Raw genomic sequence first — 14,877 nt, forward strand, 5'->3', positions numbered from 1 at the left:
TTCAGTTGAGCAACTCGGCGCGCTCGCGCAGCTCCCGGGCGGACAGCTCCAGGCGCTCACGGTCCGGCGCGTCCGGGGACAGCTCCAGGCAGCGCTCCACGTCCTTGAGCGCCGCGCGGAAGGCGCCCAGCGTGGTGAGCAGCGACGCGCGCGTGCGCAGCTCGCCCGGGTGGTCCGGGGCCAGCAGCAACAGCAGGTCCACCACCGCCAGCCCCTGCTGGCTGTCGTCGCGCCCCAGGTACACGCGGCGCAGGTTGGACAGCATGCGGTACGCGATGAGCTCCACCGGCGCGGGCGCGAGCATGGCCCGGTCGAACTTGAGCTGCGGCGCCACGCGCTTGAGCAGCTCCTCGCAGCCGTGCTCCGTGAGGATGTCGCCGTGGTGGAACGGGTCCATCACCAGCTTGTGGTCGCCCGCGTCGCACGCCACCAGGAAGTGGCCGGGGAAGGGGACGCCGTACAGCGGGATGCCCGCGCGGCGCGCCACCTCCAGGTAGAGCACCGACAGGGTTATCGGCAGCCCCACCTTCCGCTCCAGCACCCGGTCCAGGAAGCTGTTGTCCGGGGAGTGGTAGTCGTCCTCGTTGCCGCGGAAGCCCTCGATGTCCGCCAGCACGTGGCGCAGGGCGCGCAGGGGGGCCAGGGCCTCGCCCTTCTCGCGCAGGCGCTCCGCCTCCACCTGCACCCGCGCGGCGAGCGCGTCCAGCGTCTGGAGACACGCCGGAGCATCCAGGTCCTCTCGGCCCAGCGTCGCGATGGCGAGAGCCGCCAGGTCCAGCCGCGGTGGATCCGCGGCCAGGGAAGACACCAGCCGCTCGCGCGCCAGCGGAGGGCCGAAACCAGAGGGAAAGCTCACGGTGTGCACCAGTAACCCACGGATGCGCCTCACGGCAAAAGCAGGCAGGCGAGCGTCATGCGCCCGGTGGTGCCGCGGGAAGCCGGCCCTTGATTTCCGCGCGCAGGGCCATTTGGGCTGAAATCAGTCCCGCGAGGATGCCGTCCTCGAACTCGAAGGTCGGGTGCTCCTTCAGCTCGGGGAAGTCGTGCGGGTTGCGCAGCTCCTCCGGCCCGATGTTGGGCACCGCCTCGCGCGCCAGCTTGAGCACCTTCGCCTGCTGCTGGGCAATCATCCGCTCGTAGAGGGGGGAGGCCAGGGCCAGGAACTCGTTCGCCATCTCTTCCGTCATGGTGTGTGTGCCTCTAGCCTCACTCTTGGGCGATGTCCCACTTCATCCGCCGGTAGGTGTAACGGAAGGACTCGGCGTTCGCTTCGACGGCGTCCCCCGGGCCCTCCCGCCCGTCCAGGAAGGCGACGAAGTCGAACTGGCGGCCGGGCTGGCCGTACTCGGCGTCGAACACGCGCACGATTTCATTCGCCGGCAGCGTCCTGCGCCCCGCCACGCTCACCAGGGGGATGTCCAGGCCCTTCATGTCCTTCGACGGGGCGTAGGACTTCCACACCAGCTCCGTGCACACCAATGACTGGTCGGAGAAGAAGTCGAAGTTGAAGTCGTACGGCCGGCCCTGGAAGGTGAAGGCGCGCAGGATGGCGCGGGCCTTGTCCACCTGGGACAGCCGGGGCCGCAGCACGCCCAGGTAGTCCACGTGCATGCCGTGCTCCACGCCGGTGAAGCTCACGCCCTCGCTGATGGACTCGATGATGCGCAGCGGGTCCCCGTGCGCGTCCTTGCCGGTGTACTCCGCCCACTTGGCGGGGAAGGCCTTCGCCAGGTGGGCGGTGAACGTCTCCGGGTGGCCGGGCAGGGTGGCCACCCAGGCCTTCACCTCCGGGTCCGCGTCGAACGTCTGGGACAGCTCCTGCGCGGTGCCCACGTAGAGCTCCGCGTGCGGCCAGAAGCCCGGCAGCCCGATGTTGGACAGGAACCAGTTCTGCCGCGCGACCATCACGTCGCCCGGGGCCATGCGCGGCAGGAGCGCCAGCACCTGCTCCCGGGAGATGAGCGGCCTACCGGAGCGGTGCACGCGCGTGTCGCCCATCCACTCCGCCACCGTCTTCTGCACCGGGAACACCGCGCGGGCGGTGGTGTCCTGGGTGACGTCCGCGGCGGCCTTGGCGAAGAGCACCGGGCCGCGCTTCATGAGGCGCGAGCGGGCTGTCTTGCTGTCCCTCCGCATGGTCTGGAAGAGCGCGGGGACGCCGGGCTCGTTCAGCACGCCGGACTTCGCCAGCACCGGGTGCAGCGTGGCGCGGTAGCCGTCGCCCGTGAAGAGCTGCGTGCTGGTGCCCACGTGGACGACCTTCTTCTTGAAGCGGCTGAAGGCGCGCGAGGGCAGGCCGTACTCGGGGCCGGGCTCATCCAGCAGCACCTCCAGCTGCGCCTGGCCTCCGGTGAGGTCCGCGAAGGCCATGCCCTGCGCCAGCTCCGACGCGAGCGCGGCGTGGGTGAGGAGGAAGCCCCAGGCGTGCTTCTTCGGCTGGGTGAGGGCGGGCACCTTGAGGAAGTCCCAGTAGCGCTGGCGCACCACCTCCGTGGAGACGAAGCAGTCGAAGAAGGCGGCCCAGGTGGACACCAGGAGCTGCTTCTCGTCCGGGGTGTACGGCACGTCCTTGCCGCGCTGGTACAGCGCCTTGGAGCGGAAGGCCTCCTCGCGCAGCCGGCGCAGCCCCTCGGTCCCCTGGCGCAGCGTCTCCAGGTCGCGGCGGACCTGGGCGACGAAGGCGGCGTCGTCCAGCGCGTAGACGTCGCGCGGGGCCTGCTCGGCGGCGGGGGCGGGGGACGGCGGGTCGGCGGGGGGGCTGGCGAGCGTGAGCCAGGCGGCGAGCAGGGAGGCTGCGGACATCAGGGAGGACACTCCGGCGGGCGTTGGCGCGGGGGGACTCTACCCCGAAGCGGACGCGGGCAGGTCGGCCGGTCCCCTGCTTGCCCGGCGTCGTAGGAGGTGCCGGACGGCAGGGTGGCCCGGGGCGGGCGTCATCCCCACGTTGAGGCGTGGATGGCCGTCCGGGCACTGGACGCTCCGGGCGCAAGAAAGGTGGAAGACACGATGGCTTACGGAAAGGCGGAGGATCCCTCGCGCTCCATCACCCCGCACCTGGATGGGGTGGAGTACCCGGCGACGCGCGAGGAACTCGTCGAGGCCGCCGCGGACAACGAGGCCCCGGTCGACATCATCAACATCCTCAAGTCCCTGCCACAGACCGAGTACATGCTGCGCGAGCACGTGCTGCGCGACCTGGCGGAGGCCGAGCGCCGCTTCGCGATGAACGGCCTGAAGGACGACGATGGCGTGGACCGCGACCGGCGCAACATCGGGCGCGACCGCATCGAGGGTGCCTCCGAGGGCGAGACGCGCCACCCCTAGTGTCGCCTGAGCGCTGACACTCCACACCACGACGCTGCAAGACGCTCGCGGGCGCCCTGGCTTTCTGCCAGCGTTCGCGAGCGCATGCGTAAGGGCCTCTCGTGGAGCTGTCTGCTGCTGTCGCTGGCCGCCGGGTGCACGTCCCGGTATCCGCCGCTCAACCCCGCGCCGGGGCTGCCGCCGCCGGTGCGTCTGGACTTCAAGCCCCCCGTGGACCGCCTCCTCACCGAATCCGTGCGCGCCACCCGCACCCTCCAGCGCGAGGGCGGGCCGGAGGTGCGCGACGAGGCGGCCTTCACCACCGAGACGCGCTTCACCCCGTCCGACGGCGGCTGGCGCGTGGCTCAAGTCGTGCGCACGCCGCGCCAGGTGCATGACGGGCACGACGTGCCGTCCCTGTCCGGCGCCGTGCTGGAGCGCTTCACGCTGCGCATGCAGCTGGCGGCGGACGGCACCTTCGTGAAGCTGGTGGGCCCGGAGGCCGCGCAGGAGGCGCTGCGGCAGGTGGCGCCCGAGGGCACCGGCGTGCCGGAGGTGGAGCGCTTCTTCTCCCCGGAGGCGCTGGAGATCCGCACGCGCCGCGAGTGGGAGGCGAAGTACGCGGGGCTGCTCCAGCGCAACCTGGTGGAGGGGCAGCGCACCTGGGCGGTGGACTCCGTGGACGTGAACGGCGAGGAGCGCGCCTTCCTCCTGGAGCGCACGGTGCAGGGCACGCGGCTGACGTCCTACGGCGACGCGGTGGTGCTGACGCTCAGGTGCCTGGACGCGCTGCCTCCCAACGCCCCGGCGGAGCTGAAGGCCGCGTGGGCGGAGGCCGGTTCGCCCGAGCTGTCGAAGGGCGTGACGTGTGAAGGCGAGCAGGTGGTGACGTGGGCCCGGTTCATCCCGGTGCGCCGCCTGCTGAAGGTGAAGGCGGTGGGGGCGGGCGGCACGTTGACGCTCACCACCGAGTCCCAGGCGGAAGCGCTCCAGGAGGAAGGGCCATGAGCCACGACGAGTACCTCATCGAGACCGAAGCGGGTGTGAAGCACGTGGTGCAGGAAGCCCGGCGGGTGGCGGTGCTGGGCATCAAGACGGAGGACCACTCCGCCCAGCCCGCGTACTACGTGCCGGAGTACCTGGCGAAGGCGGGCGTGGACGTGGTGCCGGTGCCCGTCTACTACCCGGACGCGAAGGTGATTCTCGGCAAGCCCGTGTACCGGAAGCTGGTGGACATCCCGGGCGACATCGACCTGGTGGACGTGTTCCGCAGGCCCGGTGACATCGACCAGCACGTGGACGACATCATCGCGAAGAAGCCCAAGGCGGTGTGGTTCCAGTCCGGCATCCGCAACGACGCCGCGGCGAAGAGGCTGGCCGCCGCCGGCATCCGCGTGGTGCAGGACCGCTGCCTGATGGTGGACCACCGCCGCTACAGCGGGCGCTGACCCGGGCCAGGAAAAGACAACGGCCCCCCGCGCCCCAAAAGGGCACGGAGGGCCGCGTGGCCGCGCGTGGAGGTCGCGGCGGCCGTTGTCAGGCTTTCAGTAGTTGCCGGAGATGACCTTGGGCAGGGCCTTCGCCAGGTCCGGCAGCGGGCCGATCTGCCGCGAGTCCGCCGCCTGCGCCGTGCCGTTGTTGCGCAGGAGGCCGCGCATCTGCACGGACGTCAGCAGCCGGCCGTTGGCCTTCGCCACGCCCTGCGCGCTGACCGCGGCGCCCACGACGATGGGCGACGCGCTGGAGGTGCCGCTGAAGGCGGACGTGTAGTACTGGTCCTCGCCGTAGCCGCTGCCGAAGCGGTCGCCGTAGCCGGTGGTGACGACGGACTCGCCCCAGGCGTGCACGTTCACGCGCTGGCCGAAGTTGGTCCAGCACATGGGCACGCGCGTGGTGGCGGTGCTGGCGCCCACCAGGATGGCGCCCGAGTCACGCGTGGCCGGGTTGAACCGGCCGCCGTAGGCCGCCGCGTCCAGGTTCGCGCTGCCGTTGCCCGCCGCCTCCACCACGATGACGCCGTTGGCGGTGGCGTTGCGGATGGCGTCGTAGTTGTCCTGCCAGTACTCCATCGCGATGTAGTTGCACTGGGACGTGTTGCACGTGCAGGCCGTGCCGTCCGCGGGGCCGCCCGCGTGCAGCTCGATGAGGACGACGCCGCCCGCGCCCACCGCCGCCGCCGCGTTGGTGATGGCGCTCGCGGTGCTCTGCGCGCCAATGGCCTCCACGCCCGGCGTCGCCGCGTTGGCGATGCCCGTCACGCCGTAGCCGTTGGACGCGCCGATGACCTCACCCAGCACCGCGGTGCCGTGGTTGCGCCAGCCCAGGTCGTTGTACTGCGTGCCGCCCACGCGGAAGAACGTGGGGAAGTCCTCGTGCGTGGTGCGCCAGCCACCCTCGATGTCCACGAACTTCACGTTGGTGCCCCGGCCGCCCGTCTGCGTCCACGCGTAGGTCGCGTTGATGCCGGAGGGCGCCGCGTTGAGGTAGCCCTGGTTGGCCTGGTACAGCGGCGTGGTGGGCGGCAGGTCCGCCGCGGACAAGAGCGCGCGCAGCCCCGCCTCCATGGCGAAGTTCACCATCGCCGGCTCCGGGGGCGGCGCCGCGTAGGCCGTCTCCACGCTGCCCACGCGGTTGAGCGCCGCCACCAGGTCCGCCACGGTGTCCGCGGTGGTTCCGGGCAGCAGCGGAACTTCGAAGTACAGGTTCAGGTCCGCCAACTGCTCGCCGCTCGCGCGCTCACCGGACGCCTTGCTCGCGTCCAGCGTGGCCTCCTCCGCCTGGAACACCCGCTCCAGCGCACCGATGCGCGGCGCGCGATCCAACAGCGCCACCACCTCCGCCAGGTCCGCGTCCACGCGCGCGGCGTCCAGGCGCAGGCCGGACAGCAGCTCGCGCTCACCCGCGCTGCGCTCGGAGGACAGGGCGCGCAGCGCGTTGTCGCGCAGGCGCACGTGGCTGCCCTCGTGGAACTTCACCACCAGCCGCTCCACGAACGTCCCCGCGGGCAACTCCCGACCCGTGGGCTTCGCCAGGAGCGCGCGCGGCGCCAGCGAGGGGGCGGCGCCAGCAGCGGGGGCCAACGCCAGCAGGGACACAGCCATGACCGCGCCGCGCAGGCGGAGCGGGGACAGCGTCGACTTCAGCATGGACTTCCTCCGGGATGAACAGCGTCCCTACCATGCCATGCCGGTCTGTCATTCAAATCAGACTATTCTGTTATTTCTATCCTGGTGAGTTATTCGGCCCTTGTTGAAACAGGCGGGCGAGCCCAGGAGGCTCCGGTCAGGTGCTCTGCTCGAACGGCACCGGGGGCCGGGCCAGGGCGCGCTCGGCGGACAGCCGGGCCTGATCCAGCGCGTCGAAGCCGCGCTCCAGCGTGGCGGGTGTCACCGGCGGCAGGTTGGAGACGACGACGTAGACGGGCACGTTGCGCGTCTGGAGCACGGTGAGCTGGAGGCGGAAGTGGTCGCGCCGGAGCGCGGCGGACCCGGCGGCCAGGCCCTGCGGATAGGCCATGGGGCCGCCCACCACCTTGCGCGTCCGGCTGGGCAGGTAGTGCACGAGGATGGCGTCCAGGTCCTTGCCGATGGCGCTCTCCTGGAGTGACAGCGCGGGCGCCTTGTCCACCAGGCCGCCGTCCCAGAAGAGCTGGCCGTCCAGCGGCACCGCGCGGAAGAGGCCCGGGTACGCGCAGGTGGCGTGGACGCGCGGGGCCAGCTCCCCGGTGGTGAACGCCTGGTGCGTGCCGTGGGTGAGGTTGGCGACGGTGAGCAGCAGCGGGTGCGGCAGGTCCTCGAAGGTGGACACCGGCAGCGTGTCCTCCAGCAGGCGCCGGAAGCGCTCGCCCTTGAGCAGGCCCGTGAAGCCGTGCCCCTGCGACGCCACGTTCAGCACCGCGCCAATGGGGTCCGGGTCCCAGAAGTTGGCCCGCGTCTGGCGCAGCACCAGCTCCTCCAGCTGCGGCATGGGCATGCCCGCCGCCGCGTACGCCGCCACCATCCCGCCCGCGGACGTGCCCGCATAGGCGTGGGGCTTCAGGCCGGAGGCGTGCAGCCCCTTCAGGAAACCCGCATGGCCGTAGAACCCGAAGTAGCCCGCGGAGAGGACCAGTCCGAACCGCTTGCCTTCGAGCAGGGAGTGGAGCGTCGAGGAGGGAGCCATTTCGGATTTTTACGGGATGGGTGCGCCTCAAGGCAACGCAATGCGTTGGCGGGGCCATTGTGATTGAGTCAGAGCATCGATATATGTTGATGGCTCGATATGGACGTCCTCTCCCAATCCTTCCGTGTCCTGGGGGACACGACGCGGCTGCGCATCCTGCGGTTGGTGGCCCAGGCGCCGCTGAACGTGACGGAGCTCGTGTCGCTGGTGGGGGTGGCCCAGTCGTCGGTGTCGCATCACCTGTCGAAGCTGAAGGGGCTGGGGCTCATCCGCGAGGAGCGGCAGGCGGGCTTCACCTACTACTCGCTGGCGCTGGAGCCGGATGACTCGCGCTGGCCGCTCGTCCGGCTGGCGCGCGAGGCGGAGGACGCGGCGGGGGACTCCGCGCGGCTCAACGACCTGCTGCGCGCGCGGGAGGACCGGCAGGCGCTCAACGAGCGGCTGTTGGAGCCCGGCCAGTCGTGGTTCCTGTGGGCGGGGGCGCTGGCGTCGCTCCTGCCGCCGCTGGACGTGGCGGACTTCGGCTGCGGCACGGGCGTGTTCAGCCGGGCCATGGCCCGATGGGCAAGGCACGTGTGGGCCATCGACCAGAGCGAGGACGCGCTGTCCCAGGCGCGGACCCTGGCCCAGCGTGACGCGCTCACCAACATCACGTTCCTGCGCGAGGACCTGCACCGGCTGTCGCTCAAGGGCGGGTGCATGGACCTGGTGGTGATTTCGCAGAGCCTCCACCACGTGGAGGCGCCCGCCGCGGTGGTGTCGGAAGCCGCGCGCCTGCTCAAGCCCGGCGGACGGCTGGTGGTGCTGGAGCTGATGCCGCACGAAGAGAAGTGGGTGCTGGAGCGGTTGGGGCACCGTCACATGGGCTTTTCGCCCGAAGTCCTGGAAGCGGCCCTTCGCGAGGCCGGTTTCACGTCGTTCACCCGCGAGACGCACGCGCGCGACGGGGCCAGCCCCTTCCGCGTCTTCCTGCTGACCGGAGTCAAACCGTCATGACGAGCCACATCGCCCACCCCCTGCCGCTTCCCCCCGGGGAGCACGGCCAGCGCGTGGAGGCGCTCAAGGCCGCGATGCGCGAGCGCATCCTGGTGCTGGACGGCGCCATGGGCACGCTCCTGCAAGGGCATCAGTTGGTGGCGGCGGACTTCGGCGGCGCGCAGTACGAGGGCTGCAACGAGCACCTGGTCCTCACCCGCCCGGACGTCATCGAGGGCATCCACGCGAAGTACTTCGCCGCGGGCGCGGACGTGACGGAGACGGACAGCTTCGGCGGCACGCCGGTGGTGCTGGCGGAGTTCGACCTGGGCCACAAGGCGATGGAGATCAACATCGCCGCGTCCCGCCTGGCGCTCAACGCCGCCAAGGCCGCGGAGGCGAAGGACGGGCGCATGCGCTGGGTGGCGGGCTCCATTGGCCCCACCACCAAGGCCATCAGCGTCACGGGCGGCATCACCTTCGAGGAGCTGGTGGACAACTTCGCCGTGCAGGCGGAGGGGCTCGCGGTGGGCGGCTCCGACTACCTGCTGGTGGAGACGGCGCAGGACACGCGCAACGTGAAGGCGGCGCTGCTGGGCATCGACCGGGCCTTCCAGAAGCTGGGCTGGAAGCTGCCGGTGGCGGTGTCCGGCACCATCGAGCCCATGGGGACCATGCTCGCGGGCCAGTCCGTGGAGAGCCTGGCCACGTCGCTGGAGCACACGGACCTTTTGTACCTGGGGCTCAACTGCGCCACGGGTCCGGACTTCATGACGGACCATATCCGCTCGCTGTCCTCCATGAGCCCGTTCCCGGTGTCGTGCGTGCCCAACGCGGGCCTGCCGGACGAGAACGGTCAGTATCTGGAGTCGCCGGAGATGATTGCCCGGTCGCTGCGGCGCTTCTGTGACAGCGGTTGGATCAACGTGGTGGGCGGCTGTTGCGGCACGCACGCGGGCCACATCGAGGCGCTCGCCGCCGCGGTGAAGGGCCTCAAGCCGCGCACGGAGGTGCCCAAGCCGCGCTCGTCGCTGTCCGGCGTGGACTACCTGGAGGTGACGGACGAGCAGCGCCCCATCATCGTGGGCGAGCGCACCAACGTCATCGGCAGCAAGAAGTTCAAGGAGCTCATCGTCGCGGGTGCGTTCGACGACGCGTCGGAGATTGCCCGCGCCCAGGTGCGGCGCGCGGCGCAGGTCATCGACATCTGCCTGGCGAACCCGGACCGGGATGAGCTGGAGGACATGCGCCACTTCCTGGAGGTGGTGGTCAAGAAGGTGCGCGTGCCGCTGATGATCGACTCGACGGACGAGAAGGTCATCGCCATGGCGCTCACGTATTGCCAGGGCAAGGCCATCATCAACTCCGTCAACCTGGAGGACGGCGAGGAGCGCTTCGAGAAGGTCGTCCCCCTGGCGAAGGCGTTCGGCGCCGCGCTGGTGGTGGGCTGCATCGACGAGGTCGGCATGGCCGTCACGCGCGACCGCAAGCTCGCCGTGGCCGAGCGCAGCTACGAGCTGCTCACCCAGAAGTACGGCATGCGCCCGGAGGACCTGTACTTCGACCCGCTCGTGTTCCCCTGCGCCTCAGGTGACGCGCAGTACACCGGCAGCGGCGTGGAGACGATTGAGGGCGTGCGGCTGATCAAGCAGCGCTTCCCGCAGTGCCGCACGGTGCTGGGCATCAGCAACGTGTCCTTCGGCCTGCCCACCGCGGGCCGCGAGGTGCTCAACTCCGTGTTCCTGTACCACTGCGTGCAGGCGGGCCTGGACATGGCGCTCGTCAACTCGGAGAAGCTGGAGCGCTACCCGTCGCTGCCGGAGGAGGAGCGCAAGCTCTCCGAGGACCTCATCTACAACCGGGGCGCGGACCCCGTGACGCCCTTCGCGGCGCACTTCCGCGAGCGCAAGCCCGCGCGCGCCCAGGTGAGCAGCCTGCCGCTGAACGAGCGGCTCCAGCGCTACATCATCGAGGGCACGCGCGACGGCCTGACGGCGGACCTGGACCTGGCGATGAAGGAGATGTCGCCGCTGGACATCATCAACGGGCCGCTGATGAAGGGCATGGACGAGGTGGGCCGCCTCTTCGGCGCCAACGAGCTCATCGTCGCGGAGGTGCTCCAGAGCGCGGAGTCCATGAAGGCGGCGGTGAGCCACCTGGAGCCGCACATGAGCCAGACCCAGACGGCGTCGCGCGGGAAGATCGTCCTCGCGACGGTGAAGGGGGACGTGCACGACATCGGCAAGAACCTGGTGGAGATCATCCTCGCCAACAACGGCTTCCAGGTGGTGAACCTGGGCATCAAGGTCCCGCCCGAGCAGCTGGTGCTCGCGGTGAAGGAGCACCGGCCGGACATCCTCGGCCTGTCGGGCCTGCTGGTGAAGAGCGCGCACCAGATGGTGGCGACGGCGGAGGACCTCAAGCGCGCGGGCGTGGAGACGCCCATCCTGGTGGGCGGCGCCGCGCTCAGCCGCAACTTCGTGGACCGCAACATCGCTCCGGCCTACGGCGGCGGCACCGTGGCCTACGCGCAGGACGCGATGAACGGCCTGGAGCTGGCGAAGCAGATCGTGGAGCCGGGCGCGCACGCGAAGCTGCGGGATGACCTGGCCGCGCGGCGGCTGAAGCTGGCGCAGGAGGCGAAGGACCGGCCCGCGCCCGCCGCCCCGGTGCGCCGCTCGCGCAGCACGGAGGTGCCGGTGCTGGACGTGGTGCCGCCCGCGCCGGACTTCGCGCGGCACGTGCTCACCAACACGCCGTTGGATCACATCTGGAAGTTCATCAACCCGGTGATGCTCTACGGCCGCCACCTGGGCCTGCGCACGTCGTCGCGCGCCCTGGGGACTCCCGCCGAAGCGGAGCTGGCGAAGACGGAGGAGGGCCGCAAGGCGCTGGCGCTGAAGGAGGCCGTGGAGGAGCTGAAGACGCTCTTGCGTGGCGGCGTGATGCAGGCGCGCTCGGTGTTCCAGTTCTTCAAGGCGGCCAGCGACGGCGACCGCGTGCTGCTCTTCGACGGCACGACGGGCGAGCCGGTGACGTCCTTCGACTTCCCCCGGCAGGACAAGGACAACGGCCTGTGCCTGGCGGACTACGTGAGGCCGCTGGAGAACGGCAAGCCGGTGGACGCGCTCTCGCTGTTCGTCACCACCGCGGGCGCGGGCATCCGCGAGCTGTCCGAGGGCTTCAAGGCCAGGGGCGAGTTCCTCAAGATGCACGCGGTGCAGGCGCTGGCGCTGGAGACCGCGGAGGGCTACGCGGAGCTGCTGCACACGCAGCTGCGCAGCATGTGGGGCTTCCCGGACCGCGCGGACATGACGATGCTGGAGCGCTTCCGCGCGGAGTACACCGGCAAGCGCTACTCGTTCGGCTACCCGGCGTGCCCGCGCCTGGAGGACCAGACGAAGCTGTTCGCCGCGCTCAAGCCGGAGGAGATCGGCGTGCAGCTCACCGACGGCTGCATGATGGAGCCCGAGGCGAGCGTGTCCGCCATCGTCTTCCACCACCCGAACGCGACGTATTTCTCGGTGACTTGATGCGTCGCGGGCCCGAAGGCCGGGCCCGGGCGCGGCGGACGGGTTAGATTGCCCCGCATGCCTTCGCCCACCATCCGTCGCGCCGTCCAGCTCCTGCCCGCGTGTGCCACGACGGGCATTGGCAGCCTGCCGCACACCCAGGTGGAACTGGGTCTGCAAGCCGCGCTCGCCATGGACATCCCGTTCCTGCCGCAGTTGCCGGTGGGCCATCCGTCCGAGCTGATGATCCCCGCCGCGCTGGAGGGCCTGCCGGGCCTGCGCTTCGACGAGGACGGCGTCTGCACGGTGGACGTGGACGCGTGGAGCGCGGGGCGCGAGGCCTTCGAGAAGCGGCTGGAGGCGGCGCTCGCCTCCGGGGACCTGGAGTCCTTCGAGCCCACCGCGGATGCGTGCCGCGCGTGGAAGCCGTTCCTCTGGGAGGTGGAGCACCGCAAGCTGGCCTTCGCGAAGGCGCAGCTGTCCGGTCCCTTCACGGTGCGCTCCGTGGTGCGCACCGCCACGGGCGAGCCGGTGCTGGCGGTGCCGGACCTGGACGCGGCGCTGTACCGGCTGGTGATGGTGCGCGCGCTGGCCATGGTGCGCGCCCTCAAGCGCACGGGCACAACGCCCCTGTTCTACCTGGATGAGCCCGGCCTCTACGCCTACGTGCGGATGAACCCTCAGCACCTGTTGGCCCAGCAGGAGCTGCGGCTGCTGGTGGTGGCGCTGCAACGCGAGGGCGCGCTCGTGGGGATCCACTGCTGCGGCAACACGGACTGGGGCGTGCTGCTGGACGCGCAGGCGGACCTGGTCTCGCTGGACGTGCGGCTGTCGCTGGACGCGATGCTGGAGGAGACGGACGCGCTCAAGCGCTTCCTGGACTCCGGCGCCACGCTGAGCCTGGGCGTCATCCCCACGGACCTGGCGTCCACGTACTCGGTGGAGGAGCTGTCGGACTCGGTGGAGGCGTCGTTGAAGGCGGCGCTGCCCAACGACATCGGCTTCTCACGCGCGCTGTCCACGGTGCTGCTGACGCCCGCGTGCGGGCTGGCGATGCGCTCGGTGATGGACGCCGAGCGCATCCTGGAGGAGCTGAAGCAGGCCCAGCGCCGGCTGAAGCGGGCGCTGGAGTCCGAGCGTCCGGCCCTCCAGGGACTTCCGCCCGCGCACTGAAGACGCGCGGGCGGCGGTTACGGCGGACTACTGACGGCCGAGCCGCAGCTCGCGCTCCGCCTGGTGCCAGTCCTGCTCGGGGTTGCCGTGCGTGCCGCCCCGGGCCTGGAAGATCTCGTAGGCGCGGCGGGCGATCTGCTCCTGCGTGGGCGCGGCGGTCCTGTTCGTGGACGCGCTCGCCGTGGCCACCGGCTTCTTGTCCTCGGTCCGCTCCGGAGCGGCCTTGGGGGCCGGGTTCGGTTGCGACTTCTGCGCGTTCTGACGGGCCATGGGGCTTCCTCCTGGAAAAGGCGACCTGAAGCTTCGGCCGCGCCCCTGAATCGCGGAAGAGACCCAAGGCGTACGGGGTTGCCGGAGCGACATCCCAGGTCGCGAAGTGTTGAGGGACCAACGGGCCATTCCGCTCGGAAAATCCACCAGCGGAATACGCCCGGACGCGCGGTCCAGGAGTTGAAGCCCGGCGGGCGCTTCATCGGCTGGCCGCCACCCGGGCGCCGCCGCGAAGCCCGGGGGGGCTCAGCGGCCGGCCGTCTTCTTCGCGCTCCGGCCTGACGCCTTCTTCATGGGCGTGGCCTCACCGCCCATCACCCCGTGCCCCAGCGCCGCGTCGAGCGCGCGCTGCATCGCGGTGCTCATGCCCAGCGCCTCCGCCTCCTGGGGCGTGCACCAGCGCAGCTCCTGGAACGCGGTGGACTGCGTGGGGCGCTTGTCGCCCGTCACACGCAACAGCCGCAGCGTGAGGTCGCGGTGGGTGAGCTGCCGGCGCACGCTGTCCAGCGTGCCCTCCAGCGTGAGCGGCGTGCCCAGCGTCGTGGCCAGCCGCTCCGTCGCCTCCACCTCGGACGTGTCCTCCTCCACCTCCACGGCGGGCAGCTCCCACAGGCCGCCGAAGAGACCCTTGTCCGCGCGACGCGCGAAGAGGAGCGTGCCCGCGTGCGGCCACACGGCCAGCGCCAGGAACAGCTTGCGGGGCGCGGCGCGCACCTTGGCTGGAGGCAGCTCGTCCACGCGGCCCTGCTTGAACGCGATGCACGCGTCGCGCACGGGGCACAAGAGGCACAGCGGGGACTCCGGCCGGCACACCGTGGCGCCGTGCTCCATCAGCGCCTGGTTGAAGTCTCCGGGCCGCGGGCCCTTCACCAGCGCGGAGGCCAGCGCCCAGAGCGTGGCCTCGCGGTCGCGGTCTCCGGGCAGGCCCTCCACCTCGAAGAGGCGCGACAGCACGCGGGCCACGTTGCCGTCCACGATGGGCGCCTCCTCGCCAAAGGCGATGGAGGCCACGGCCCCGGCGGTGTAGCGCCCGAAGCCGGGCAGGGTGAGCAGCTCCTCCGCCGTGGACGGGAGCTTCCCGCCGAAGCGCTCCACCACCTCTTGCGCGGCCCGGTGCAGGTTGCGCGCGCGCGAGTAGTAGCCCAGCCCCTTCCATCCGGAGAGCACGTCATCCAGGGGCGCGGAGGCCAGGGCCTTCACCGTGGGAAAGCGCGCGAGGAAACGCTCCCAGTACGGGATGACCGTGGACACCTGCGTCTGCTGGAGCATGACCTCGCTGAGCCAGATGGCGTACGGGTCGCGCGTGCGGCGCCAGGGCAGGTCGCGCTTGTTCCGGTCGTACCAGGAGAGCAGCGGACCATGAATGGTGGCGTGGCGTTCAGGGGAGACGGGGGCGGGGAGTGCCGCGCTGTCGGTGCGCTTGCGTGGGCTCATGTGATTCTTCGCGGGGGTGGCGCGGCACCATACCTGTACGGTCGGGCGC

Annotated in this window: 13 protein-coding genes; 6 read left to right on the plus strand and 7 right to left on the minus strand. The window is 70.9% G+C overall.

Annotated features, from left to right (window positions below):
- Window position 1: 1 nt before the first annotated feature.
- From ACX114_RS09825 to ACX114_RS09835, 3 genes are all read right to left on the minus strand, one after another.
- Window positions 2-826 carry a SirB1 family protein gene (locus ACX114_RS09825; RefSeq protein WP_459300112.1) on the minus strand — a complete coding sequence of 275 codons (825 nt, stop codon included), beginning with the start codon at window positions 824-826 and terminating at the stop codon, window positions 2-4.
- An 85-nt stretch (window positions 827-911) separates the two neighbouring features.
- Window positions 912-1,187, minus strand: a complete 276-nt coding sequence (locus ACX114_RS09830) for a hypothetical protein (RefSeq protein ID WP_459296963.1) — start codon at window positions 1,185-1,187, stop codon at window positions 912-914.
- A 19-nt stretch (window positions 1,188-1,206) separates the two neighbouring features.
- Window positions 1,207-2,802, minus strand: coding sequence for a YiiX/YebB-like N1pC/P60 family cysteine hydrolase (locus tag ACX114_RS09835; protein ID WP_459296965.1), 1,596 nt, complete (start codon window positions 2,800-2,802; stop codon window positions 1,207-1,209).
- Between the two features lie 204 nt (window positions 2,803-3,006).
- Here ACX114_RS09835 and ACX114_RS09840 point away from each other — a divergent pair, with 204 nt between their 5' ends.
- The 3 genes from ACX114_RS09840 (at window position 3,007) to ACX114_RS09850 (ending at window position 4,751) form a co-directional block, all read left to right on the plus strand.
- The gene (locus ACX114_RS09840) at window positions 3,007-3,324 is read left to right on the plus strand and encodes a DUF2795 domain-containing protein (RefSeq protein ID WP_120551507.1); all 318 of its coding nucleotides are present in this window, start codon (window positions 3,007-3,009) and stop codon (window positions 3,322-3,324) included.
- 84 nt (window positions 3,325-3,408) lie between these two features.
- A complete protein-coding gene (locus tag ACX114_RS09845; protein ID WP_459296967.1) occupies window positions 3,409-4,311 on the plus strand; it encodes a hypothetical protein in 903 nt (300 codons plus the stop codon).
- On the plus strand, window positions 4,308-4,751 hold the full coding sequence (locus tag ACX114_RS09850) for a CoA-binding protein (RefSeq protein ID WP_459296969.1): 444 nt from the start codon (window positions 4,308-4,310) through the stop codon (window positions 4,749-4,751). The genes ACX114_RS09845 and ACX114_RS09850 overlap by 4 nt, the downstream gene beginning before the upstream one ends.
- A 96-nt stretch (window positions 4,752-4,847) precedes the next feature.
- On the opposite strand, the gene ACX114_RS09855 is transcribed toward ACX114_RS09850, so the two are convergent.
- Both ACX114_RS09855 and ACX114_RS09860 read right to left on the minus strand, forming a co-directional pair.
- Window positions 4,848-6,449 (minus strand): S8 family serine peptidase, encoded by a 1,602-nt coding sequence (locus ACX114_RS09855; RefSeq protein WP_459296971.1) that lies wholly within the window; start codon window positions 6,447-6,449, stop codon window positions 4,848-4,850.
- Between the two features lie 136 nt (window positions 6,450-6,585).
- Window positions 6,586-7,464 carry a patatin-like phospholipase family protein gene (locus ACX114_RS09860; RefSeq protein ID WP_206798547.1) on the minus strand — a complete coding sequence of 293 codons (879 nt, stop codon included), beginning with the start codon at window positions 7,462-7,464 and terminating at the stop codon, window positions 6,586-6,588.
- A gap of 99 nt (window positions 7,465-7,563) precedes the next feature.
- On the opposite strand from ACX114_RS09860, the gene ACX114_RS09865 reads away from it, so the two are divergent.
- The 3 genes from ACX114_RS09865 to ACX114_RS09875 are packed head-to-tail and all read left to right on the plus strand — an operon-like array spanning window position 7,564 to window position 13,124.
- Window positions 7,564-8,460, plus strand: a complete 897-nt coding sequence (locus ACX114_RS09865; RefSeq protein ID WP_459296974.1) for an ArsR/SmtB family transcription factor — start codon at window positions 7,564-7,566, stop codon at window positions 8,458-8,460.
- Window positions 8,457-11,972, plus strand: a complete 3,516-nt coding sequence (gene metH / locus ACX114_RS09870; protein ID WP_459296976.1) for a methionine synthase — start codon at window positions 8,457-8,459, stop codon at window positions 11,970-11,972. Before ACX114_RS09865 ends, metH begins: the two co-directional genes overlap by 4 nt.
- Before the next feature lie 57 nt (window positions 11,973-12,029).
- Entirely contained in the window at window positions 12,030-13,124 is a 1,095-nt protein-coding gene (locus ACX114_RS09875) for a uroporphyrinogen decarboxylase/cobalamine-independent methonine synthase family protein (RefSeq protein WP_459296978.1), read from the plus strand.
- A 27-nt stretch (window positions 13,125-13,151) separates the two neighbouring features.
- Here ACX114_RS09875 and ACX114_RS09880 read toward each other — a convergent pair whose 3' ends face one another.
- Complete coding sequence (locus tag ACX114_RS09880; RefSeq protein ID WP_459296980.1) at window positions 13,152-13,394, minus strand: DUF2934 domain-containing protein; 243 nt, start codon at window positions 13,392-13,394, stop codon at window positions 13,152-13,154.
- Window positions 13,395-13,640: 246 nt separating this feature from the next.
- Window positions 13,641-14,828 (minus strand): A/G-specific adenine glycosylase, encoded by a 1,188-nt coding sequence (gene mutY, locus ACX114_RS09885; RefSeq protein ID WP_459296982.1) that lies wholly within the window; start codon window positions 14,826-14,828, stop codon window positions 13,641-13,643.
- Between the last annotated feature and the right edge of the window lie 49 nt (window positions 14,829-14,877).

It is taken from the genome of Corallococcus sp. M7 (assembly GCF_054512695.1).